The sequence below is a fragment of the Vibrio japonicus genome, assembly GCF_024582835.1.
Taxonomy (GTDB): Bacteria; Pseudomonadota; Gammaproteobacteria; order Enterobacterales; family Vibrionaceae; genus Vibrio; species Vibrio japonicus.
On record NZ_CP102097.1, the window covers coordinates 325319 to 345228 of the forward strand.

Annotated in this window: 17 protein-coding genes; 4 read left to right on the forward strand and 13 right to left on the reverse strand. The window is 42.2% G+C overall.

From position 1 onward, the window contains the following. Positions 1–352: 352 nt before the first annotated feature. Both NP165_RS14700 and NP165_RS14705 read left to right on the forward strand, forming a co-directional pair. Positions 353–562: a cold-shock protein gene (locus NP165_RS14700; protein WP_257086492.1), complete on the forward strand. Its 210-nt coding sequence runs from the start codon at positions 353–355 to the stop codon at positions 560–562. A 203-nt stretch (positions 563–765) separates the two neighbouring features. After that, positions 766–921: a hypothetical protein gene (locus tag NP165_RS14705; RefSeq protein WP_257086493.1), complete on the forward strand. Its 156-nt coding sequence runs from the start codon at positions 766–768 to the stop codon at positions 919–921. A gap of 235 nt (positions 922–1156) precedes the next feature. On the opposite strand, the gene NP165_RS14710 is transcribed toward NP165_RS14705, so the two are convergent. Both NP165_RS14710 and NP165_RS14715 read right to left on the reverse strand, forming a co-directional pair. Next, entirely contained in the window at positions 1157–1651 is a 495-nt protein-coding gene (locus NP165_RS14710) for a YcxB family protein (protein WP_257086495.1), read from the reverse strand. Between the two features lie 295 nt (positions 1652–1946). Beyond that, positions 1947–2207: a DUF5062 family protein gene (locus NP165_RS14715; RefSeq protein WP_257086497.1), complete on the reverse strand. Its 261-nt coding sequence runs from the start codon at positions 2205–2207 to the stop codon at positions 1947–1949. Positions 2208–2497: 290 nt separating this feature from the next. Here NP165_RS14715 and NP165_RS14720 point away from each other — a divergent pair, with 290 nt between their 5' ends. Next, the gene (locus NP165_RS14720; RefSeq protein WP_257086499.1) at positions 2498–2836 is read left to right on the forward strand and encodes a cytosolic protein; all 339 of its coding nucleotides are present in this window, start codon (positions 2498–2500) and stop codon (positions 2834–2836) included. Between the two features lie 226 nt (positions 2837–3062). On the opposite strand, the gene NP165_RS14725 is transcribed toward NP165_RS14720, so the two are convergent. From NP165_RS14725 to NP165_RS14735, 3 genes are all read right to left on the reverse strand, one after another. Next, a complete protein-coding gene (locus tag NP165_RS14725; RefSeq protein WP_257086501.1) occupies positions 3063–3674 on the reverse strand; it encodes an NAD(P)H-dependent oxidoreductase in 612 nt (203 codons plus the stop codon). 23 nt (positions 3675–3697) lie between these two features. Beyond that, positions 3698–4417 carry a carboxymuconolactone decarboxylase family protein gene (locus tag NP165_RS14730; protein ID WP_257086503.1) on the reverse strand — a complete coding sequence of 240 codons (720 nt, stop codon included), beginning with the start codon at positions 4415–4417 and terminating at the stop codon, positions 3698–3700. 376 nt (positions 4418–4793) lie between these two features. Beyond that, positions 4794–5144, reverse strand: coding sequence for a cyclophilin-like fold protein (locus tag NP165_RS14735; RefSeq protein WP_257086504.1), 351 nt, complete (start codon positions 5142–5144; stop codon positions 4794–4796). Between the two features lie 556 nt (positions 5145–5700). Between NP165_RS14735 and NP165_RS14740 the strand changes: the two genes are divergently transcribed. Further along, a complete protein-coding gene (locus NP165_RS14740) occupies positions 5701–6615 on the forward strand; it encodes an AraC family transcriptional regulator (RefSeq protein WP_257086506.1) in 915 nt (304 codons plus the stop codon). A 147-nt stretch (positions 6616–6762) separates the two neighbouring features. On the opposite strand, the gene NP165_RS14745 is transcribed toward NP165_RS14740, so the two are convergent. From NP165_RS14745 to NP165_RS14780, 8 genes are all read right to left on the reverse strand, one after another. Beyond that, positions 6763–8214 carry a glycoside hydrolase family 32 protein gene (locus tag NP165_RS14745; protein ID WP_257086507.1) on the reverse strand — a complete coding sequence of 484 codons (1452 nt, stop codon included), beginning with the start codon at positions 8212–8214 and terminating at the stop codon, positions 6763–6765. A 54-nt stretch (positions 8215–8268) separates the two neighbouring features. Next, on the reverse strand, positions 8269–9924 hold the full coding sequence (locus NP165_RS14750) for an ABC transporter ATP-binding protein (protein WP_257086516.1): 1656 nt from the start codon (positions 9922–9924) through the stop codon (positions 8269–8271). Between the two features lie 22 nt (positions 9925–9946). Next, entirely contained in the window at positions 9947–11026 is a 1080-nt protein-coding gene (locus NP165_RS14755; RefSeq protein ID WP_257086517.1) for an ABC transporter permease, read from the reverse strand. Positions 11027–11035: 9 nt separating this feature from the next. Continuing rightward, the gene (locus tag NP165_RS14760) at positions 11036–12034 is read right to left on the reverse strand and encodes an ABC transporter permease (RefSeq protein WP_038884521.1); all 999 of its coding nucleotides are present in this window, start codon (positions 12032–12034) and stop codon (positions 11036–11038) included. Positions 12035–12083: 49 nt separating this feature from the next. Beyond that, on the reverse strand, positions 12084–14144 hold the full coding sequence (locus NP165_RS14765) for an ABC transporter substrate-binding protein (protein WP_257086518.1): 2061 nt from the start codon (positions 14142–14144) through the stop codon (positions 12084–12086). 688 nt (positions 14145–14832) lie between these two features. Further along, the gene (locus NP165_RS14770; RefSeq protein ID WP_257086519.1) at positions 14833–15951 is read right to left on the reverse strand and encodes a carbohydrate porin; all 1119 of its coding nucleotides are present in this window, start codon (positions 15949–15951) and stop codon (positions 14833–14835) included. Between the two features lie 301 nt (positions 15952–16252). Beyond that, entirely contained in the window at positions 16253–17632 is a 1380-nt protein-coding gene (gene melB / locus NP165_RS14775; protein WP_257086521.1) for a melibiose:sodium transporter MelB, read from the reverse strand. Positions 17633–17723: 91 nt separating this feature from the next. Further along, complete coding sequence (locus NP165_RS14780; protein ID WP_257086523.1) at positions 17724–19841, reverse strand: alpha-galactosidase; 2118 nt, start codon at positions 19839–19841, stop codon at positions 17724–17726. Positions 19842–19910: the final 69 nt, after the last annotated feature.

Consider the following 19910-nt stretch of genomic DNA (forward strand, 5'->3'; position numbering starts at 1 on the left):
GAGCTGAACTGAAACTCAGCTAAACAAAATCATTTTGAATGAGTCTTTCATATAAATTTTTCTGGTACGTCACTTTGTAGTAAGTGCTTGTAATACATAATAATTAAACACCTTGTTACAACACCTTTAAACTTGTAAGGATAATTTAATTAAAAATAAAGGTATCTTTAGTTAAATAAGTCTGTATAGTAGCCATTGCTCTGACAAAGAGTTGTTTCAAGATAAAATATAAAGAAAGTTTTCCAGCGTTATCCCTAGCAAGTTTCTCTCTGTAATCTCCCTTAATTATCTATCCTAAAAATAATACCTATGTTCAGTGCACCTTAATTTTAATTTTCATAAGGGGCATAATATGTCTAATAAAGTAATTGGTACAGTAAAGTGGTTTAACGAAACTAAAGGTTTCGGTTTTATTTCTCAAGAAAATGGCGATGATTTATTTGTTCATTTCCGAAGCATTCTAGGCGATGGTTTTAAGAAGCTTGTTGAAGGCGATAAAGTTTCTTTTTCTGTAGGCAAAGGACCAAAAGGTCTTCAAGCTGAAAATGTAACGACCATTTAGTCTTACAGCTGAATTTTAACTACCTTGTCATATGTGTGGCAAGGTAGTTGCTCTGACAATGAGTTGTTTCAAGATAAAATATAAAGAAAGTTTTCCAGCGTTATCCTAGCAAGTTTCTCTCTGTAACCTCCCTTAATTATCTATCCTAAAAATAATACCTATGTTCAGTGCACCTTAATTTTAATTTTTGTAAGGAGCATAATATGTCTAATCAAATCGTTAATAATGAGAATAGCATTAATAAAAATAAAGCCATTCAAAACAAAGAAACCTCAATCAATGAAAAAATAAAAACAAATAGCCTTCTTCAAAGGATTACCAATGGTGAAGCTGGTGTTGTTTTGGAGGAATTACTTTGAGAAATAACGGTAGAAAGAAGATCTGGTTTAAGCTGAAAAAGTGCCAATCAAACACTAAAAAAACTTTATCAACTTGAATATACAGTTTGTAAAGGGTTGCCAGATGGCGACCCTTTTTCGTTCTATGCTACAAACAAATTTGTTGATTAGATATTGGTGTTATTGTCATCAGAAAGATTAGCGTAGGAGCCATACACCTCAGCCTCTAGCAAACTTTTGGGCAGAAATGTTTCAGTCAATTCGTTTTTGAGGCTGCGTGCTGCTCAATCATGAACGCGATCACTTCTTCCTTTAAGCAAGATTTGCTGACATATTGGCGTTGCTTACCTAGATGAAGGATGAACCCTAAATCGGTTTGTTCAAGTTGGTCGATTTCACTCCAAGCGATGCAGCGGTCTATTTTACCGCTTTTGTAGTTCACACCGTTCGCGTTAACTTTAAACACAACTTTGTTGCCACGGCTTGAGCTAATGGTTTGTCGCCATAACCACCAAGTTCGCTTGCAGTAAACACTGAACGCTTCAATAACACTCAATACGATAAAGAACCAACCGACGTAACCGTTAGGTAGCAACTCAAACTCTAATAGAACCACGCCAAAAATAAGAAAGAGCATCCCTTTCAGATATGATTGTGGGAACTTAGCAGGCTGGCTAGTTTGATCATAACACTCGGCAAAGAAAGGCTTGTCGAGCGTGTATTCTGTAGTGAATTCGAAATCTTTAGACATCTATGGTTACTTTAAGGTTTCTGTGAATGAGTATTCTATGTTGCGATCTTGCAACACAAGCATTGTATCGCTTCTCTGGGCTTATCTTTAGCAATTTTAATTCTGTTTTGTAAATCAATAATACCGAAAGACCCTAGGCGCTCTGTAATGCTATACACAGATAACCCAATAAGAACCATTGGTACGCATAGGATGGGGAAAGTAAGTTAGGGTTACGCACGATACTTGTTGAGTATAAGGTTTATGTATTTCTATTAAGCGCCTATTTCAGCGCCTAATAGGACAACATAGTTTTTTATTTTAGGGGATCGTTGTCTGGCAATGCATTATGAATCCAAAGTGCCAGTCTGTGTTTGATGTTAGCACCGTCGAGCTTGCTGTCAGGTAGTGGCGTGATCTGTTTGGCATCAACCAAGAATAAGTAAATCGCTTTTACTCTAACGGGTTGTGGTGACTGAGGGAGGTCAAAACCTTGCAGCTTTGCCATCTTCCCGCCGATCTCAAGTGCCTTCTTAACCAGTTTGTCTTCATTCTGAAGCTTGGATCTTTGTGACATTGATAGAATCCTCTTCTTAGCTTCAACTAATAATACATTAAGTGTCTCCAATGGCGTGTTAGTAAGCTCTCATATTGATAAGTTTAGGCTACAACATTCAGTAAGTACTTAAAAAGCACACTGAACAATACTTTAGGAGCCTAAATCGCTGATAGATTGATCGCGACGGAAGCAATGAGCAAATTTACAGAGATTGTGAAAACTTCTGCACAGCATTTCCGCCTTTACCCACTACTACGAACTCACCGGATAGTGATAAAATCGCCCCATCAGAATTATTGAGACACTCTATGTTTATCCACCATGTAAACGGCATCGACTGGCTGGTGATTACCGCCTTTGAAGAACTGAAACCTCTATTTATTGAAGAAGCCGGGGAGATTCCCGCTTGCTTCTCTAGCACCAGTGAATTGAGCCTGATTGATCAAGCTAAGCGCACTTATGGATATTTGCCTACGCTCAGCGGCATCATCACCGATACCGGAACGTTTCAAAGCCAAGATAACGAAGAAGATTTGAACCCACAGCTTGCCTGCCTAGTTGAGGGCCGCGGTCGGGTGTTTATCTATCACGGCGGCTTTGTGGCTTTCGTGGATGACGAGCAAACCTTTATTACCCGAATGGACTGAAACTAATTCAGTAAGTTGAAATCGGCGAATTAGCACCATTAATAAGAGGTGGGACATTTCTGAGTGACAAAGTGCACAGAGTGACCAAGTGCCAACTGTGAAGGTTTTGGACATAAACCAGTTAGAGTTTTTACTTAAATTAGCTAAACACAAATAACCTCAAGTATGGAAAACCATATAACTTAATCTCCATACTTATTTGTACAAATCCACGAACATAACAGACTTAATGCTTTAGCCTTTCAATCAGTACCTGCTGATACTCAGGTAATTTTGAACTAGAAACCGACTGAAATGCTAATGGCGTTAGGTAAGTCATGCCTGCATGTAGCGCACTCGCTTTCATTGGCAAAAACACATCTTCTAGTTTAACGCCTATTCTGCCCGACTCCCCGTAGGTACTAGCACCACCAGCCGCAGTCGTCACCAACAGCATTTCTTTTCCCTGCCATAATCCAGGTCCTACACTCCCCCAAACATCATTCATATAAGCTTTCATCATCGGAGTAATATTGAACCAATGGGTTGGAAACATAAATACAATGCGATCGTGTTTTCTCGTTAGCTCGCGCTCCTTTTGTGCATCGATGGCGCGAGTATCAAAACCATAGATAGTCTCTAGGTTTCGGACTGTCACTCCTTCAACACTTTCAGCAGCTTGCTGTATCCCCTTGGTCATCACTGACCTTTCTGGATAGGGATGTGAGACAATAACCAGCGTTTTTACATCGGTTTCATGCATTGGTTCATCTGCATATACAGCACTGATACATGCTAGCCATAAGATCTGGCAAGCCGCCAAAAAACACGTCAGATTATTTGCGCCGTTCCTTTTCATTTCAGTATGTTCCTACTTACTAATTAGTTTTTATCTAGGACTGAATCCAAAACAGTTTTTGCATTATTAGCAACACCTTCACCACAATATTTTTTGATGATCATTATGAATTCTTTTAGCTCATCAACGGTCACATCGTTATTCATACTAATGTTGTAGTGAGCTGCCAGCTGACTGTTTACACCCGGTATATTGGATAAAGTAGCAATGGTCGCGATTTCACGTTGTTTCCAAGTCAGCACATCACGGGCAAAAATGTCACCAAACAAATGAGATTTCAGGTACTCATCAATTTGAGGAGAGAAATCAAATAACGGCCCTTTTACTTCCACGCCGATGAGCTTAGTTTGGTTTTCAGCACCAAATTCAAGGCTGGTTTTATCTGTCGGTAGTGGCGATGACTCTGGCCCAACGACGTCTTCGATTCCATTACTCTTTCTTTCTTCGAGAACCTGCATAAATGCGGCCAATGCATTCAAGCTACGAGGGAAACCAGCATATGCGTATAGCTGACCCAATACTTCGTTAGTTTCATTAATGGTTAGACCTGCGTCCAAGCCTTCGTTCAAGCTTACTTTTAACTTTTCTATTTCACCACTGGCGGCAAACGCTGCAATCGGAATAATAGCCTTCTCTTTAGCATCAAAACCTTCTGCCGCCGTTGCTGTATTCATAGTCAATACCGCTAGCAAACTCGCCACCAAAATGGGCCATTTACTGAAATATCTGTCTGTACGAAACATTTGTGTCTCCTTATTCCCTTTGCATTTATAAGTACTTCAATTGCACTCTCTAAATATAAAGTTATCGCAAAATCTGCATACTACTTTGCCTAGAAGGGTTTAATTATTTCCTAATCTTCCATTAAGCAAACTCCGTTAGAATTGAAATATAAATACATACATAACGCTATATTTATAAATAACAAGAACACGACCATTGGCTTGATTATTAAAGTATAGAAACCACTTAAAAACAATTAATCGTTATTCACACAAGATAGTCATTTAAATGTATAAGTAAACATCGTCTATTTAATTAAATAGTAATAATCAGGCGTAAATTCATTTTTATCTCGTCCCGCTGATTAACAGGCCTTTATTTACAAAATCCAACGTATTACTCAATAACCTCGATAGTGACTTTCATTGAGCCACCAGAAGTAAAGCGCGCTAAATCGCCGTCAACTTTCCCGAGGTTAATCAATCCAGATGCATAGCCAAAGTTTTTATAAAACACGACTAAGTTACCCCAAGGCGCGTAGTATGAAATGTCTCCCGCTTTAGAACTCACGCCAGCTGGCGCCCCTTCCTTTGTTATCTTCGATGGTAGGTAGGCTATTTTTTCAGTACTGGCGTAATCTTCCAACTCTACCGTTAATGGTAGTTGGGCGATAAAATCTTGTGTGCTTGGACTATCATTTAATGTCGCAGTGATGGTGCGATCATCAAATACAAAACGAATCTTCATGGTTCCTTCCCCATAAATAGCTTCACTCTCGCTCACGTTGTTAGACGCGAAACAGAATTGACTCATAAGTAATAGAGGTAAGACCACAAGCGTGGATAAAACAGTATTCCGCCAGTTTCCCAATCGCATATATGTCACTCTCCTTAACTCTGTTGAATCTAAGCGGGTGCTAGTAAGCCAATAACAACCCGAAAGCGATGAACCACAGTTTCTATGACTCCTCATTAAAGTTACACCCGAATGATAAAAACCGTTAGCCTAATGATTGCTATTGCTTGCCTAATTGTCCAAAAAGCATTCGATTGAGCGCAAACAACAATAACTCACACCTTCATACCCTGAACTGCGACCACACTTGCAACTCATGGTTTACCAGTCATTAACCCTCAGCAAGATTCACTTTCATTCATCACTGGCATCGAAATTGTTTTTCAAAAACCAAACATACTCATCAATGACTAATTGCCTAATAGTCTTTACACGAAAGAAATAGCTGTTATAACTAAATAGTCGAAGACAGAAGCAGTCCAACCCTTTGGTTGCCCGTGGAGTAGCAATGAACGATTCACAAAACACAAGCCTAGTAGCAGCATCAATCCTTGCTGAAAAAATCCAAAAGTGGACAGGTGACGCAACACAATTTGATACTGCAATTCCTGGGCTTAGATTAAGTCGCTGGACAACACCTACACCACCAACCAGCTATACCCACAATCCAAGCATCTGTCTGATTGCTCAAGGAAAGAAACGTGTTTTTCTGGGTGAAGATAGCTACACCTATGATGCCAATCATTTCCTGATCTCGTCAGTTGATCTCCCTATTACTGCCAACATAATGGAAGCAAGCGAAGATGAACCCTACCTTGGACTGATAATGGAGCTGGATTTACAAGAGATTTCCCAACTCATTGTCGATACTGAGTTTTCTTTTAAGACCAGCAAGGAAGCACAGAAAGGTATTGCTGTAGGAGAACTGTCAGACTCGCTACAAGATGCGTTTATTCGCCTTATGGCTCTATTAGATGAGCCAGGTAGCATTAAGATCTTGGCTCCTGTAATCAAACGAGAGATTTTTTACCGATTATTAATGACTGAGCAAGGCGCTCGACTAAACCAAATCGTGACGACAGGTAGCCATAGCCACCAAATCGCCAAAGCCATTGACTGGCTAAAGAACAACTTTGTAAAACCATTAAGCGTAAGCGACCTAGCAGCGTACAGCGGTATGAGTAAATCTGCCTTCTACACCCATTTCCGCTCAATGACTTCAATGACGCCGCTACAGTTCCAGAAGAGGTTGCGACTCAGTGAAGCTCGACGCCTTATGCTGACAGAAAACTTAGATGCAATGGCAACAACATTTAAAGTGGGTTATGAAAGCCCCTCCCAGTTTAGCCGCGAATACAGTCGCTTGTTTGGATCGCCGCCGTCAAAAGACATTAAAGCACTGAAAGAAGCAAATATAACTTAAATTTTCTTCTCCTCAACCCGTTATCAAATAACAAAAGCGGGTGACAATTTTAAACCTATCACCTGCTTTAAGTTATGTTTGATTTATTCTAGATTTCCCGTACAACAATAATTTTCTGTACTATTTATCTAGTCATCGAAGTTATTTTCATTTAAAGAACGTTAAGCTTTCTACTATTCCCGTACCAGTAGAACAGTAAATATCTATAGATTTAACCTCCATAGGGAAGCTGAGTTCCGTAAAGCAGTATTCACCATCTTGTAGAAGAAGTTCGCTCGAGCAACGATCAACAATTAACGTAAGTTGCAGACAGTCACTATCAGGAATAGTTAAACTAGTGTCGTGACTGAACATATTATTATAACTATCTTCACCCTCAGCACCTACTTTTCGACTCGTAGTTATCACAATATTTTTTTCGTTACGTTCAATATTATATGTTAAACATCTATTACCTAAAGGCGAAATGGAAATTGAACTTCCTCTATGCAAGTACAACTTACCGTCTAATATGCCAGCTTGATAATCCTGAGATATAACTAAGCAATCTCCCGCATGGAGTGTTTTTTCGTGAGATATAATATTATCTCTTTCATTGAGCCATGGTTTAGGCAAAGAAGATAAAAGGCGCAAACCCGACTGAGTTCGTGACAGTTTTAAATCTCGAGGAACGCTCATTGCGCTTCGCCATGCCTGAGTTGGAACGTCGTTAGCGTACAACCAATTACTCATCCAAGCGATTGAAGTACGACGACCATCTGTCATATCAGACCAAGTTTGGGCGGCATAATAATCTCTGCCATAATCAAGCCACAAGGCAGTTTCTGCATCATGGTGATTGGTAAAGCGCTCCCCATCAAATTGGCCGATAAAATACTGAGTACCAGAGCCACCGGCGTAACTGCAACGCTGTACACCGACAATCAAAACCCAATAGCAGATATCGGAGCCTTCCAATTGGATGGGGAAAAGATCCGGACACTCCCAAGGCATCTCGTCATGTTTACCTTCACTCAATCCAAAGTTAGACGTTTTCTCCCACTGCTTGAGGTCTTTAGAACGATAAAAGCCTATCTCCTGCCCCTCTGTTACAACCATCACCCAGTGCTGGCTCTGCTCGTGCCAAATGACCTTCGGATCGCGGAAGTCTTTTAAACCTGGGTTAGGTAGTATCGGATTGTCAGTAAGTTTATTCCAACTAAAGCCACCATCTTTGCTGTAAGCGAGGCTCTGCATTTGTTCACTGTCTCTGCCGTCATCATAGGCGATACACGCAGTATAAAACGCCAGCGCACCAGGCTGAGTTTCGCCGTCAAATAACCCGCTGGTATTGCGCCAATCCACAACTGCACTGCCTGAAAAACACATGCCTTTTTCATCAGGGACCAACGCTGGAGGTAAGTGTTGCCAATTTCGCAGGTCAGCACTAACTGCATGTCCCCAGTGCATCGGGCCCCACTTATTCGCATAGGGATAGTACTGATAAAATAAGTGGTATTCATTATTGATGTAAACCAAACCATTTGGGTCGTTCATCCAACCGAACGGTGGCGTAAAATGCATTGTTGGACGAAAAATATCTTTTGCTAATTGTTGCATGTCGTTTAGTCCTAGGGTTTAACCTTTGATATTTAGATAAAATTTAAACTCTCTTTACGCTGCTATTTCAAAAGCCGCTTTTATCAGTTTCTGCGTATATTCCATTTTTGAATTTTCTAGCACATCAATCGTTAAGCCTTCTTCTACGACTTCACCATGCCTCATAACCAGAACCCGGTGACAAAGTGATTTCACCACTCGTAAATCATGGCTAATGAACAAGTAAGAGATGCCACGTTTTTCTTGCAACTGCTTAAGTAACTGGACGATCTGGTTCTGAATGGTTAAATCTAGAGCTGATGTCGGCTCATCTAATAAAATCACTTTTGGATCAAGAACAAGGGCTCTTGCAATGGCGATCCTTTGACGCTGACCACCAGAAAATTCATGTGGGTAGCGGTTGAGAATATTAGCGGATAGCCCTGCATCCAATAGCGCTTTTTCCAGTTTGAGTAAACGTTCACTCGGATCAGGATACAGGCCATTGACGATCAGTCCCTCTTCAAGAATCTGCTTCACCGACAGACGAGGGTTTAGCGATGAGAATGGGTCCTGAAATACCACTTGAAGCTCTTTGCGCAAAACACGAAGTTGTTCAGTAGTGATGCTATTCAGGCACTGTCCGTCATACGTGACTTTACCGTTGATATCTCCAGTATTGAGCAGCTGAAACATTGCCATTGCGAGTGTCGTCTTGCCAGAACCACTCTCGCCAACAATACCCAGCGTCTCACCCCGTTTGAGTGAAACGGAGATATCATCCACAGCGACCAGTTTTTTCTCTGGTTCACGACTAAACCAACCTTTCTTACCTAATTTAAACTCCACTCGCATCTTGTCAGCATGCAAAATGACCGGAGAAGCTTGGGGCACAGGTGACGCGACGCCTTTTGGTTCAGAGTCGATCAGCATTTTGGTGTAAGGGTGCTCCGCTTTGGTGAAGATATTCTCGGTTAACCCGTGCTCCACGACTTCACCACGCTTCATCACGTAGATGTAGTCCGCAAACTGACGAACAATGGTTAAATCGTGAGTGATCAACAAAACACTCATGCCCGTTTTTTCTTGCAAGTTCTTAATTAGACGTAAAATATTGGCCTGCACCGTCACATCCAATGCGGTCGTAGGCTCATCAGCGATAAGTAAGTCTGGGTTATTCGTCAGTGCCATCGCGATCATTACCCGCTGACGCTGACCACCAGAAAGCTGATGAGGGTATTGATCGAAGCGTTCTTCCGGGTGCGGGAGTTGCACCGCTTCAAAAAGCTCAATGGTTCTCTTTTTCGCCTCTGCTTTGGATACTTTCTGGTGAACTAAAATCGCTTCACTGACTTGTTCACCAAGCGTGTAAAGCGGGTTTAGCGAAGTCATCGGTTCTTGAAAGATCATTGAGATCTTATTGCCGCGTAGCTTCAACAACTGACGCTCGTTTGCGGCAGTGATATCAACATCGCGGTATGTGACCTTACTTTCTTCTCCAACTTGAGCATGTTTAGGCAGTAGCCCCATTAGCGAGCGAGCTGAGACCGATTTACCCGATCCACTCTCACCAACCAGCGCGACCATTTCACCCGCTTTAATGTTGTAACTTACCCCTTTCAGAGCTTGCACCAAACCATCTTCTGTTTTGAAGCCAACATTAAGGTCGGCCACCCTCGCAATTGTTTGTCTGTTAGCCGCTTGACTATCAGGTGTATTTCTATCTTGCATAATCTTTCCTCAACATCAGCGGTTAATTAGAGTAAGGGTCAACTGCATCTCGCAGACCATCACCAAGGGCGTTAAAACCCAATACAGCAATTAAAATGAAGCCAACGGGATAAAGCAGCCAAGGATAAGAGCCTATGGTTTGGAATTGTCCGGCTGCATTGAGCAATGAGCCCCAGCTAAACATGGGTGCTTTTACACCAACGGCTAAAAAGCTGAAGAAGCTCTCGGTGAGTACGATGGTTGGCAACATAATTGTCGCAAGAACAACTACGTTACTGGTGACGTTAGGCAGAATATGACGGAGTACAATACGCATATCTTTCGCACCAACGGCTTTAGCTGCTCGAATGTAATCCAGGTTTCGCATCGACAACGCTTGTGCCCGAACCTGACGGGCAACAAATGCCCACTGTAGTGACGACAGGATAACGATGAGCATGATAAAGACACTCAGTGAGTCGGCTGTTTTTGGTAACACTGCGATCAGCGCAAGATAGAGTGGCACCGCAGGGAATGCTAACGCCAACTCCGCAATACGCTGTACAACGAAATCGAATCGGCCGCCATAATAGCCAGACAGAATACCTACAACCGTCCCGACAGAGACCACAATGAATACCACCGTAATCGCAAAGATCAATGTGATTCGACTACCGAAGAAACAACGGGCAAGTAAATCACGACCTAAGTTGTCTGAACCAATTAGAAAAAGTGGTGAGCCGCCTTCTAACCCAACCAAGTGAGTGTTAAAGCTCATACCTAAAAATTCGTATTCCCAGCCCTGGTTAAAGAATTCTAAATGAATGCGACTGTCCTTATTTTCTGTGACGACAGGTAAAAACGTAACAGGGTCAAGATCCACGACTTTCTCGTACACAAAAGGACGTAAATGAAAATTACCTTCAGAATCGAAGAAATTAATATTCGCTGGCGCGTCATAAATATTTTCACTAAAGCGCACCGTTGGATCATTAGACGAAAAGAACGGGGCAAAAATAGACGTCAGGCCAAGAAGAGTGAGCAGAACCAAACTCATCAATGCCATTTTATTTCGTTTGAAACGTATCCAAACTAAGCTCGAGTAACTTTGTGACTGTTTCATGAGTACTACCTACGATAAACGAATTCTTGGATCTAAGATGGCTAGCAATAAATCGGAGATTAAATTACCGATGATGAGCAAGGCAGCCACTAGCAACATGATGGTGCCGATAACATACGTATCCTGCTCTGCCATTGCAGAAATGATCAGAGGGCCAATGGTTGGTATACCAAGTACCATGGCAGCTTCCATCTCGCCAGTAATCATGTAAGGCAATGCAACACCCTGATAAGAAATCAAACTATGTAAGGCATTCGGTACTGCGTGTTTATAAATAACTTTGCTTTCGCGTAGACCTTTTGCACGAGCCGTTTCGATATATTGCATTTTTAAAATATCGAGCAAGTTACCGCGCATCAGTCGAAGGTTAAATGCCATACCACCAAAGGCGGCAATAAAGATTACTGGCCAAATGTGAACCAAGGTATCGAAGAACTTATTCCAGGACATCGGTTCAAACAGATATTCGGGAGAGTTCATCGCGCCTATCGAACCAATGTCCCAGGCGAATATCATGAAATAAACGATAATGATGGCCATAACGAATCGAGGCACAGTCATCGCAATAAATGACAATAACGTCGCCACTCTGTCCCCGATTCTATTTTGGTTAGTCGCAGCAAATATCCCTGCAAATACGCCTAATAGAGTCGCACCAATATGACACCCCAGCGCGATAAAAATCGTTCTTGGTAGTCGTTCGCCAACAACGTCCATAACCGGCTTGTTGTAAGCAAACGAGTAGCCAAAATCAAAGTGGAAAACGATATTTTTTAACCAATTCGCGTACTGAGTCAGAACCGGCTCGTTTAAACCGTAACGCTCCCTTGCCGCGTCCGCCAACTGTTGCGCCTGTTCCGGAGAAGCCCCGCCCATCGAAATCGCTTGGTTTTTAATTAAATCGCCGTAATCTCCATCTGGCAGTTGGATGATGACGAAAGTGATAGCACTAAGCACAAGCAGTAAACCGATAGTGCTAAGTATCCGTTTAGTAATAAATTCAATCATGTTACATCCCATATTCAGGCGGGAGATTGCTTCCCGCCTTATCCTTGTGTTACTTCTTAGTATCAAGCTTGTACTCAGGAACAGTGTGTGGCTGCAGTTCTTTTAACTGCTGATCTTGTGGTACCCAAAAACGCTCACGCATTACGGCGTCTTCGGCCCACTGATATGCCGTGATTGGTGCGTTAGGAACGTTCTTAATCCGCTTATTGACGAGTAAAGCCCCTGGATAAGCCACTAAGCCGACGTGGTACACATTCTTCGTCATTTCATGGTTTAACTGACCAATAAGATCCGCTTGTTTTGCCGTGTCACGCTCAGCGAATATCTCATGAGCTAAGGTCACCATCTTCTCTTCAAACGACTGAAGTACTTGCGGTTTATTTTCGGTACCTCGGTGCCATACCGGACCACTCTGCGCAATTGGAGCTAACCACTCCATACGTTGCATTGGAACGATTAATTCTTTGTCACTGCGATTTAAGCGCCAATCAAAATCTGCCGCATCACGCGATGAGTCACCCTGGACACTATCGAGTAATCTTGGGATCAATTTGATGCCAATGTCAGCCAGCATAGAAACCAGGTTTTCATTGAAGACACCGTCTGCCGTGCCGTTGCCACTATTTAAAACAATCTCAACGTCATCGCCGTTGTTCACCTCTTTAGGGAAGTTCACAACACCGTTGCCATCGGTATCAACCAGCCCTAACTCTGATAAATATTGTTTAGACAAGTTTGGGTTAAATGGGTAATAAACAACATCATCTTCTCGGTAAAACGCTGTCTCCGGGTGTAAGCCACCTGCATATTCCGCAGTAAACGGACCTTTAACCAGCGCTTGTCCCAAGCTCTTTCTGTCTATGGCATGAGAAATCGCTTTACGGAACTTGAGGTCTCGATTCAGTTGTCGAATCGCCGCTTCCCGGTCATCACTCACAGATAAAGTCGGGTTCATGTTCATCTGAATCTGGAACGCCAGATTACGCGGACCGAACATGGCTCGAGTTGGTGAATTAGGCGAAGCGAGTTTGCGTAGCGTTTCAATGTATATCGGTGGATTTTCCATATTGGAAAAATCCGCACTGCCTGACATGGTTTCTAGTGTTCGTGACTCCCACGTAGAAAGCTTGTAGCGCATTTCATCGATATAAGGCAGCTGGTTACCTGCTTCATCCACTTTCCAGTAGTAAGGGTTACGGCGCAGCACAATAATCTGATCGTCTTTGTAGCTGACTGGCACCCAAGGCCCCATCGTTACAGTAGGTACTGCATTGGCAGGTAACGCATTGCTAAAATCTTCAAACGTGACGTTATCGTTATATTTAGGATGAAGTGGTTTGAGAAGATGTGCAGGCCCAGGACAGAATGTCATAAAGGCCATGTTGTAAAGTGCCTGATTCTGAAATGCTTTCTCGAAATGCCAACGAATGGTGTATTCGTCAACGATTTCTAGATTCGCCCCTTCACCTAATGCGTTTTGCGAAGAGAATGACGGAATTCTTGGTTCTAAAACGGTATCTTCCCAGTAAAAGCGTACGTCTTCGGAGGTAAATGGTTCACCGTCTGACCATTTAGCCCCTTTAATCAGATGCATGGTTAACGCCTTACCATCCTCGGACCATTCCCAACTTTGCGCCAGATTCGGCAGCACTTCTAATTCATCAGGTTTAATCTGATACATCGGACCGGTGCGCGTTAAACATTGCTGCACAGTATAGTTGATACCGCCCCAGCCTTGAGAGTGTGCAGCAGACCAGTTCCAGCCCTGTGGTCGACCACCAATAACATGACGAAGCACGCCGCCGTAAACCCCAACACCGTCAGGCATAGATGCTGTTTTTAATACCATTGGGACTTCAGGTAAACGTTGTTCAACTGGCGGTAATTTACCGGTTTTTACGTAATTCTCGGTGAGCCATTGAGGCTCTGAATAGTGTTCCAGTTTTTTGAACTCAACAATTTGTTCAGGAGAAAAATATTCGATAGATAAGCGATTTGGTATTTCCGAAGCTTTCGGAATTTTTGTCGCTCCTTCTGGCAGCGTTTCCGATAATGCAGGAAAACATATGCATACAATGGAAAGTCCTAATAGATGCTTTTTATAGTTCATTATGCATTGTCCTTTGATGTCGATAGTAGAGTACGAGTTATTTCTTCTTGTTTATTCAAATTATCCGACTCTTGAATTATCATCAAATCCAGTTCTGACCTCACATCACCAATTCTTACTTTTCAAGAGTAAATGAACACATTCCTTACATGGATTACATTAACCGCCCTTCCCCCACCCATACCCAATATATTTAGTCTAAATACTTGACTAAACCCTCACCTTAAAACCGTGTTAAACTCACCTTTATATTCTTACCTTTTAATACAAATAATCATAAAAACAATACGTAAGTCACATTAATATTTATCTGAAATAGTCAGGTTTATCACCACTGTTGATGAACACAACTGACTCTCTTACAGCAACTATATAATTGGTATGTATTTTAAAAATAATAGACCGATGTACACAGTACTGTGCAGTTAAATTCCACAACTATCTGATATCTAGAGTGGGTGTTGGCGCTACAAAGAGATTGTTGAATAATACCCAGAAAGGAATAAAAAATATCGGCAGTCGCTGTTATTAGAACTGAAAGCTTTGTGGCCCGATAAGCACCATAGTTACTAATGTAGTGAGGTAAAAAATCGTTGCGGTTGACTTTCGCGTCAAATAGTGACCGCGTGGTAAACACGCCATAGCTAATACCCATGCTGGCATTAACTATGGCCATGGCTATGTTCGTTTAGAACGCGTAGAACAGGCGTACTCGGGCACCAAAATCGTCATCTTCTTTAAAGTGCTCATCAGATTGGGTCTGAGTCAGCTTATTCGAAATACGGGTATAGTATGAGCCGAGAAGGATCGAGAAATCTTGAATATCTAATACGTCTTTGAATGCATAAGATGCATAAGTGGTCGACACTTCAACGTTGCCATCCACCCAACCCGAAAGCTCTTTGTTGTCGTATTCGTTGTCTGCGTAAACATAACCAATACCGACGTTATTCCAAAGTGCATTAACACCAGTAGTAAAGTTAGTTTCATCGACGGCGTCTAGATAAGCAACGTTGACGTTAACTGACCAACTATCGTTTGACCAGTTACCAGTCACACCATAGCCTGTTCGGTCAGAGATATCGACACCATTGGCCACAACAGCATTAGAAACTAAGTTGGTTTCCATCGCAGCCGCAATGCGGAATTGGCCTAAATCGTAAGCGACAAGTGGACGAACTAAAAATGAGTCTTTGCTTTTATCGATTTGATGGCCATGATAAGTACCTTCAACACCGTCCCTAAACAGGTTAGAGCGGTCGCCCATCATCGAACCCAGTTCAACATAGAGGTTGCCAAACGTCTGGTGATACATCAATTGACCATCAGCTCCACGACCACGCGCTTCTTTCATTTGGTAAGTGTATGCCCAACCATCTGTGTAGAGGTCATTTGAGGTATCACCCGAATATTCGAGGAATACATCCAAACCTACAGGGAACATATCTGTTCCCTCAAAACGACCCGTTTTGATCGCCCAGCCATCCTTTTTTCCAAACTCAAAGTAAGCATCATCTAGTACTACATTGCCCGTACTTTCAAATAGTGGCTGCGCCTTAACACCGACAAAATAATCTTTATCTGTGTATTTTTCACCTGCGAATTCAATGAGCACACGACCATCCTGGTTAAACTCTTGGTCACCAGACGCATTGGACTCTCGGTCACGGTAGTTAAAGTTTAATTCAACATTGCCTGCAATAGAAAAGTTGCCTAGTTCATTATCAATGATCTTAACACCAGCATTTGCTTGCAATGCAAAAGAAACACAGACAGCGCCCAGAGATAGTTTAAATGTTCTGTTCATGATTATACCTATATTTGTTTTTATTAAATTATGGAATTTAGACAATATAAATACCGTCCTTTCGGAAATAGATAATTATTTAGTTTCAGAATTAGCTTTGCTTACTACTATTAATTTACATTTAATTGGATAATCAATTGAATTTAACCACCAAATAAAATCAATCATTAACACATAGAATTAATGCATAACAAATAAATACTTATTATGATCTAACTAAGATAAGGCACAAGATAGATAATAATATTTTTTCCTTCTCCTCTAAATCATTAAAATAGGATGATAATTAAGACCTATTCTCTTAGTTGCTAAGTAATATTGGTAGTTTAAACCCATATCGCTCCATCGCTGTTTCAATTTTATTTTTATCGAAGCCATCATGAAGACGATAGAATTTACGGTAAACAACCAAACTGGCTATCATTAATAACATCGGTAGCCAAATCATCATGAACTCCAAACCTGCAATGGTTTCGCTACTCTGAACTGCATTGGGGATATAGCCAACGAATGACAAGCCAACACCTACAACAAACCCACCAGCTGCACCTGCAAACTTAACCAACATGGTTTGTACTGAGAAGATCACACTCTCGCTTCGGTGACCTGTCTTATATTCTCCATAATCGACAACATCAGCCAACATTACGGTCTGAAGTGCATTTATAATGCCCACACCATATGATTTCGCGGCGGCTCCCATGGCTATCAGAAGTACACTACCAGGAACAAAGGCACGCATTACATAGAGTAAAACGCAAGATAAAATCGCAAGGCCACAAGCAATTAGCCATAGGTTTTTACGAGGGAATAACTTTGCTATATAAGGAAAAGTAATGACACCGATGAATTCAGCAATCCCTGACACCATCATATAAGTAGAAAACAATTCAGCCTTGTTCAAAGCATAAGTGAAGTAGTAGATTGCAAAGCCGCCAAATATCATATTGGCAATTTGGAACGTCAATACTGAACTGATTAATACTTTGAGTTGGTCATTAGACTTTAAAATATCGCCCACATCTTTTAAGTTAAATCTTTGCGTTGTTTTATCAACAGTCACACTCTCTTTAACATTTCTTGCGACTAAGAATGCGCTCATAATAAACAGCACGGCTATTAGCATCGCGAGATTGGAAAAACCTTCACCCTGATCGCCGTTACCTAACTTGCCAATAATAGTCAGACCGTAAGTACCAGTTAGAAACCAGGCAAGGCTGGCAAACATACGCGGCCAAATGACTAATTTCTCTCTTTCCTCTCGGGAACTGGATAGTGCCGGTATCATCGACCAATACGGGATATCCATGATTGTGTATGTTAAGCCCCACAAAATATAAGCCGCTGCGGCATAGATATAAAGGGGTGTGCCCTCAAACGTATGAGTGCGGAATAAAGCAATCAGAACGACGGCATTCAAAAGTGTTCCAACGACAATCCAAGGACGGAACTTACCAAATCTAGTACGGGTGTTGTCTACTATCATCCCCATCATGGGATCTGTTACAGCATCGATAATTCTCGCAGCTAAAAAGATAGTGCCGATAAAGCCTGCCGAGAGACCGGCTACATCGGTAAAGTAAAACATTAAAAAAATATAAATAGGTGCACAGGCGAAATCTTTACCTAATGCTGCTAGTCCGTAGGATGCTTTGGTTTTTATCGATATTTGATTAGACATGTTACTACCCCGTTTTGCTCGTCGGTCGACTTGGCTATCAATGACACACCATTGATAGCCACAACCGTTTTTAATTATTTAACGTACTGAATCAATTTACCTTCTCAACTTTGATGAGCATCGCTGTTTCAGGATCGAGTAGCGGCATGCTTAGACCCACCTCTTTGCACCATTCACCGCTCAGTTCACACCCCGCTTCAGTCCAAGGTGGCTGGAACACGACAATATCGTTGTAGTTGGCTGGTTTGTCTAAAACATAAATACGGTAAGTCGCTTTATCATCCAAACCCAGTATGCGTAGGTTGCCACTCAACGAGTGCGTTGGCATATCCAGCTGCGCTACCATAACAACCGCTTCAGATTGATCTTCTGCTACTACCGATAAAACCTGATGTGCATTATCGTCAGTAGGCGTTCGCCACATTTTACCTGTGTGTAGTAACGTACGTAATTGCTTGTGCAGAGCGACATAACGAGCAAAGTTCGCTTTTTCATCACTATCTTCTTTCACTGGATCAAGCTCTATTCCCATATGACCAAACAGTGCTGTCAGTCCACGAAACTCAATGCTATGACGGCGGCGAGTACAATGGCATTTATCCGATCCAATATGGCTTCCCATCACTTCAGGCGGAAAGAAGTAACTCATACCACGTTGGATCCCTTGTCTTTCTAACGCATCGTTATTATCCGAAGGCCAGAAACGGTCAGTGCGTTTCAAAATTTCGTAATCAATACGGCCACCGCCACCCGCGCAAGACTCAATACTGACGTGAGGGAATTTGGCTCTTACCTTATCGACCAGCTGGTAGTAACGCTCTGTCTGTTTGCGTCCAGATGCCACACCATCATGCGCCGGCTGAACGATTTCTCGGTTCATATCCCACTTGATGTACCGAATATTGTAGGTACTTAAGAAATGAGCCAATCGTTCGTATAAGAAGTTAAACGCATCATCGTTTTGCAAATCAATAACATGTTGATGTCTGCCTGTCGGTTGGTCATAACCATCAACAGCTAGCAGCCAATCAGGATGTTCGCGGTATAAATCTGAATCTTTGTTGATCATTTCTGGCTCAAACCACAAGCCAAATTCCATACCTAACGCGTTAACGTGATCGACAACCGGTTCTAAGCCGTTCGGGTATTTGCGCTCATCCAAGAACCAATCGCCTAATGCCGCTGTGTCATCATCGCGACCTCTGAACCACCCGTCATCGATGATAAAACGTTCCACACCCATTTCTGCTGCTTGCGAGGCCATTTCCATGATGTATTCAGGATCATGGTCAAAATAGATCCCTTCCCATGTATTCAAATGCACCGGACGTAACTTCTTCTGAAAGTCTTCCGCGATAATCGATTGCCTTACATGCGAATGGAAGTGATGGCTCATCTCGTTGAGTCCGTTTTCACTGTAACTTGCATACAACCATGGCGTGGAGATACTTTCCCCTTTTTCGAGCGCGACTTCTCCCGGGAAATAAATGACTTCCGCTTGCATAGTACGACGACCATCCGTTTTTACATCGGCGCGTAATCGGTGGTTACCACTCCATGCAAAATGGAATCCCCAAACATCGCCTTGTGTCTCATCGAAATTAGACGTACCAGCCACCATTGCCGGATAATGTTCATGGGAAGTTCTGCCGCGTCGGTTCTCTTGCTGATATCCGTTGTGAAGGAGCGGTTGACGTTGTGTTTGGAATTCTCTTGCCCAACGGCCGTGGAACGTCATCAATTCATTAACTCTTACAGGTAACGGCATTGAGTTCGCAAATCGATTAACGAAGTATTGTCCCGACTTTAGGTTAGTTAACGTGTGACGTGTTTTAACCACGTCAAATTCATCTAAACAAATCTCTGTTACCAGTTGTAGCCCAGCCTGCCCATCTTCACTTGCGAGACTGATTTGAGTATCACTTTGTTGTATATCTTTTAAGAAGAATACTGGTGCCCAGTTCTGACCATTGCGGTGGCCTTCTAAACCCGGGCTGCTGAATACACCACGACCAAGTTCAGGTAACGTCGTCATGGCTACGTCTTTATCTAAGCGTCCATGAGGTACCGGACGATGCAAAGCGGAGCGAAAGTTTTCTAGGCTGCCACTTATCTTCTTACCCCAGTGTAGAATTTCTGCAAAGTCACCAACCTCAATAATAAGTTGGGACTCCGTTCCGCTTAACTCAACTAATTTTTTTTCTTTCATTACATCTTACTCGACATGTGGCAAACGATTAACTTGTAATCAAATTAAACGACTCTTCTTTTGTCATCA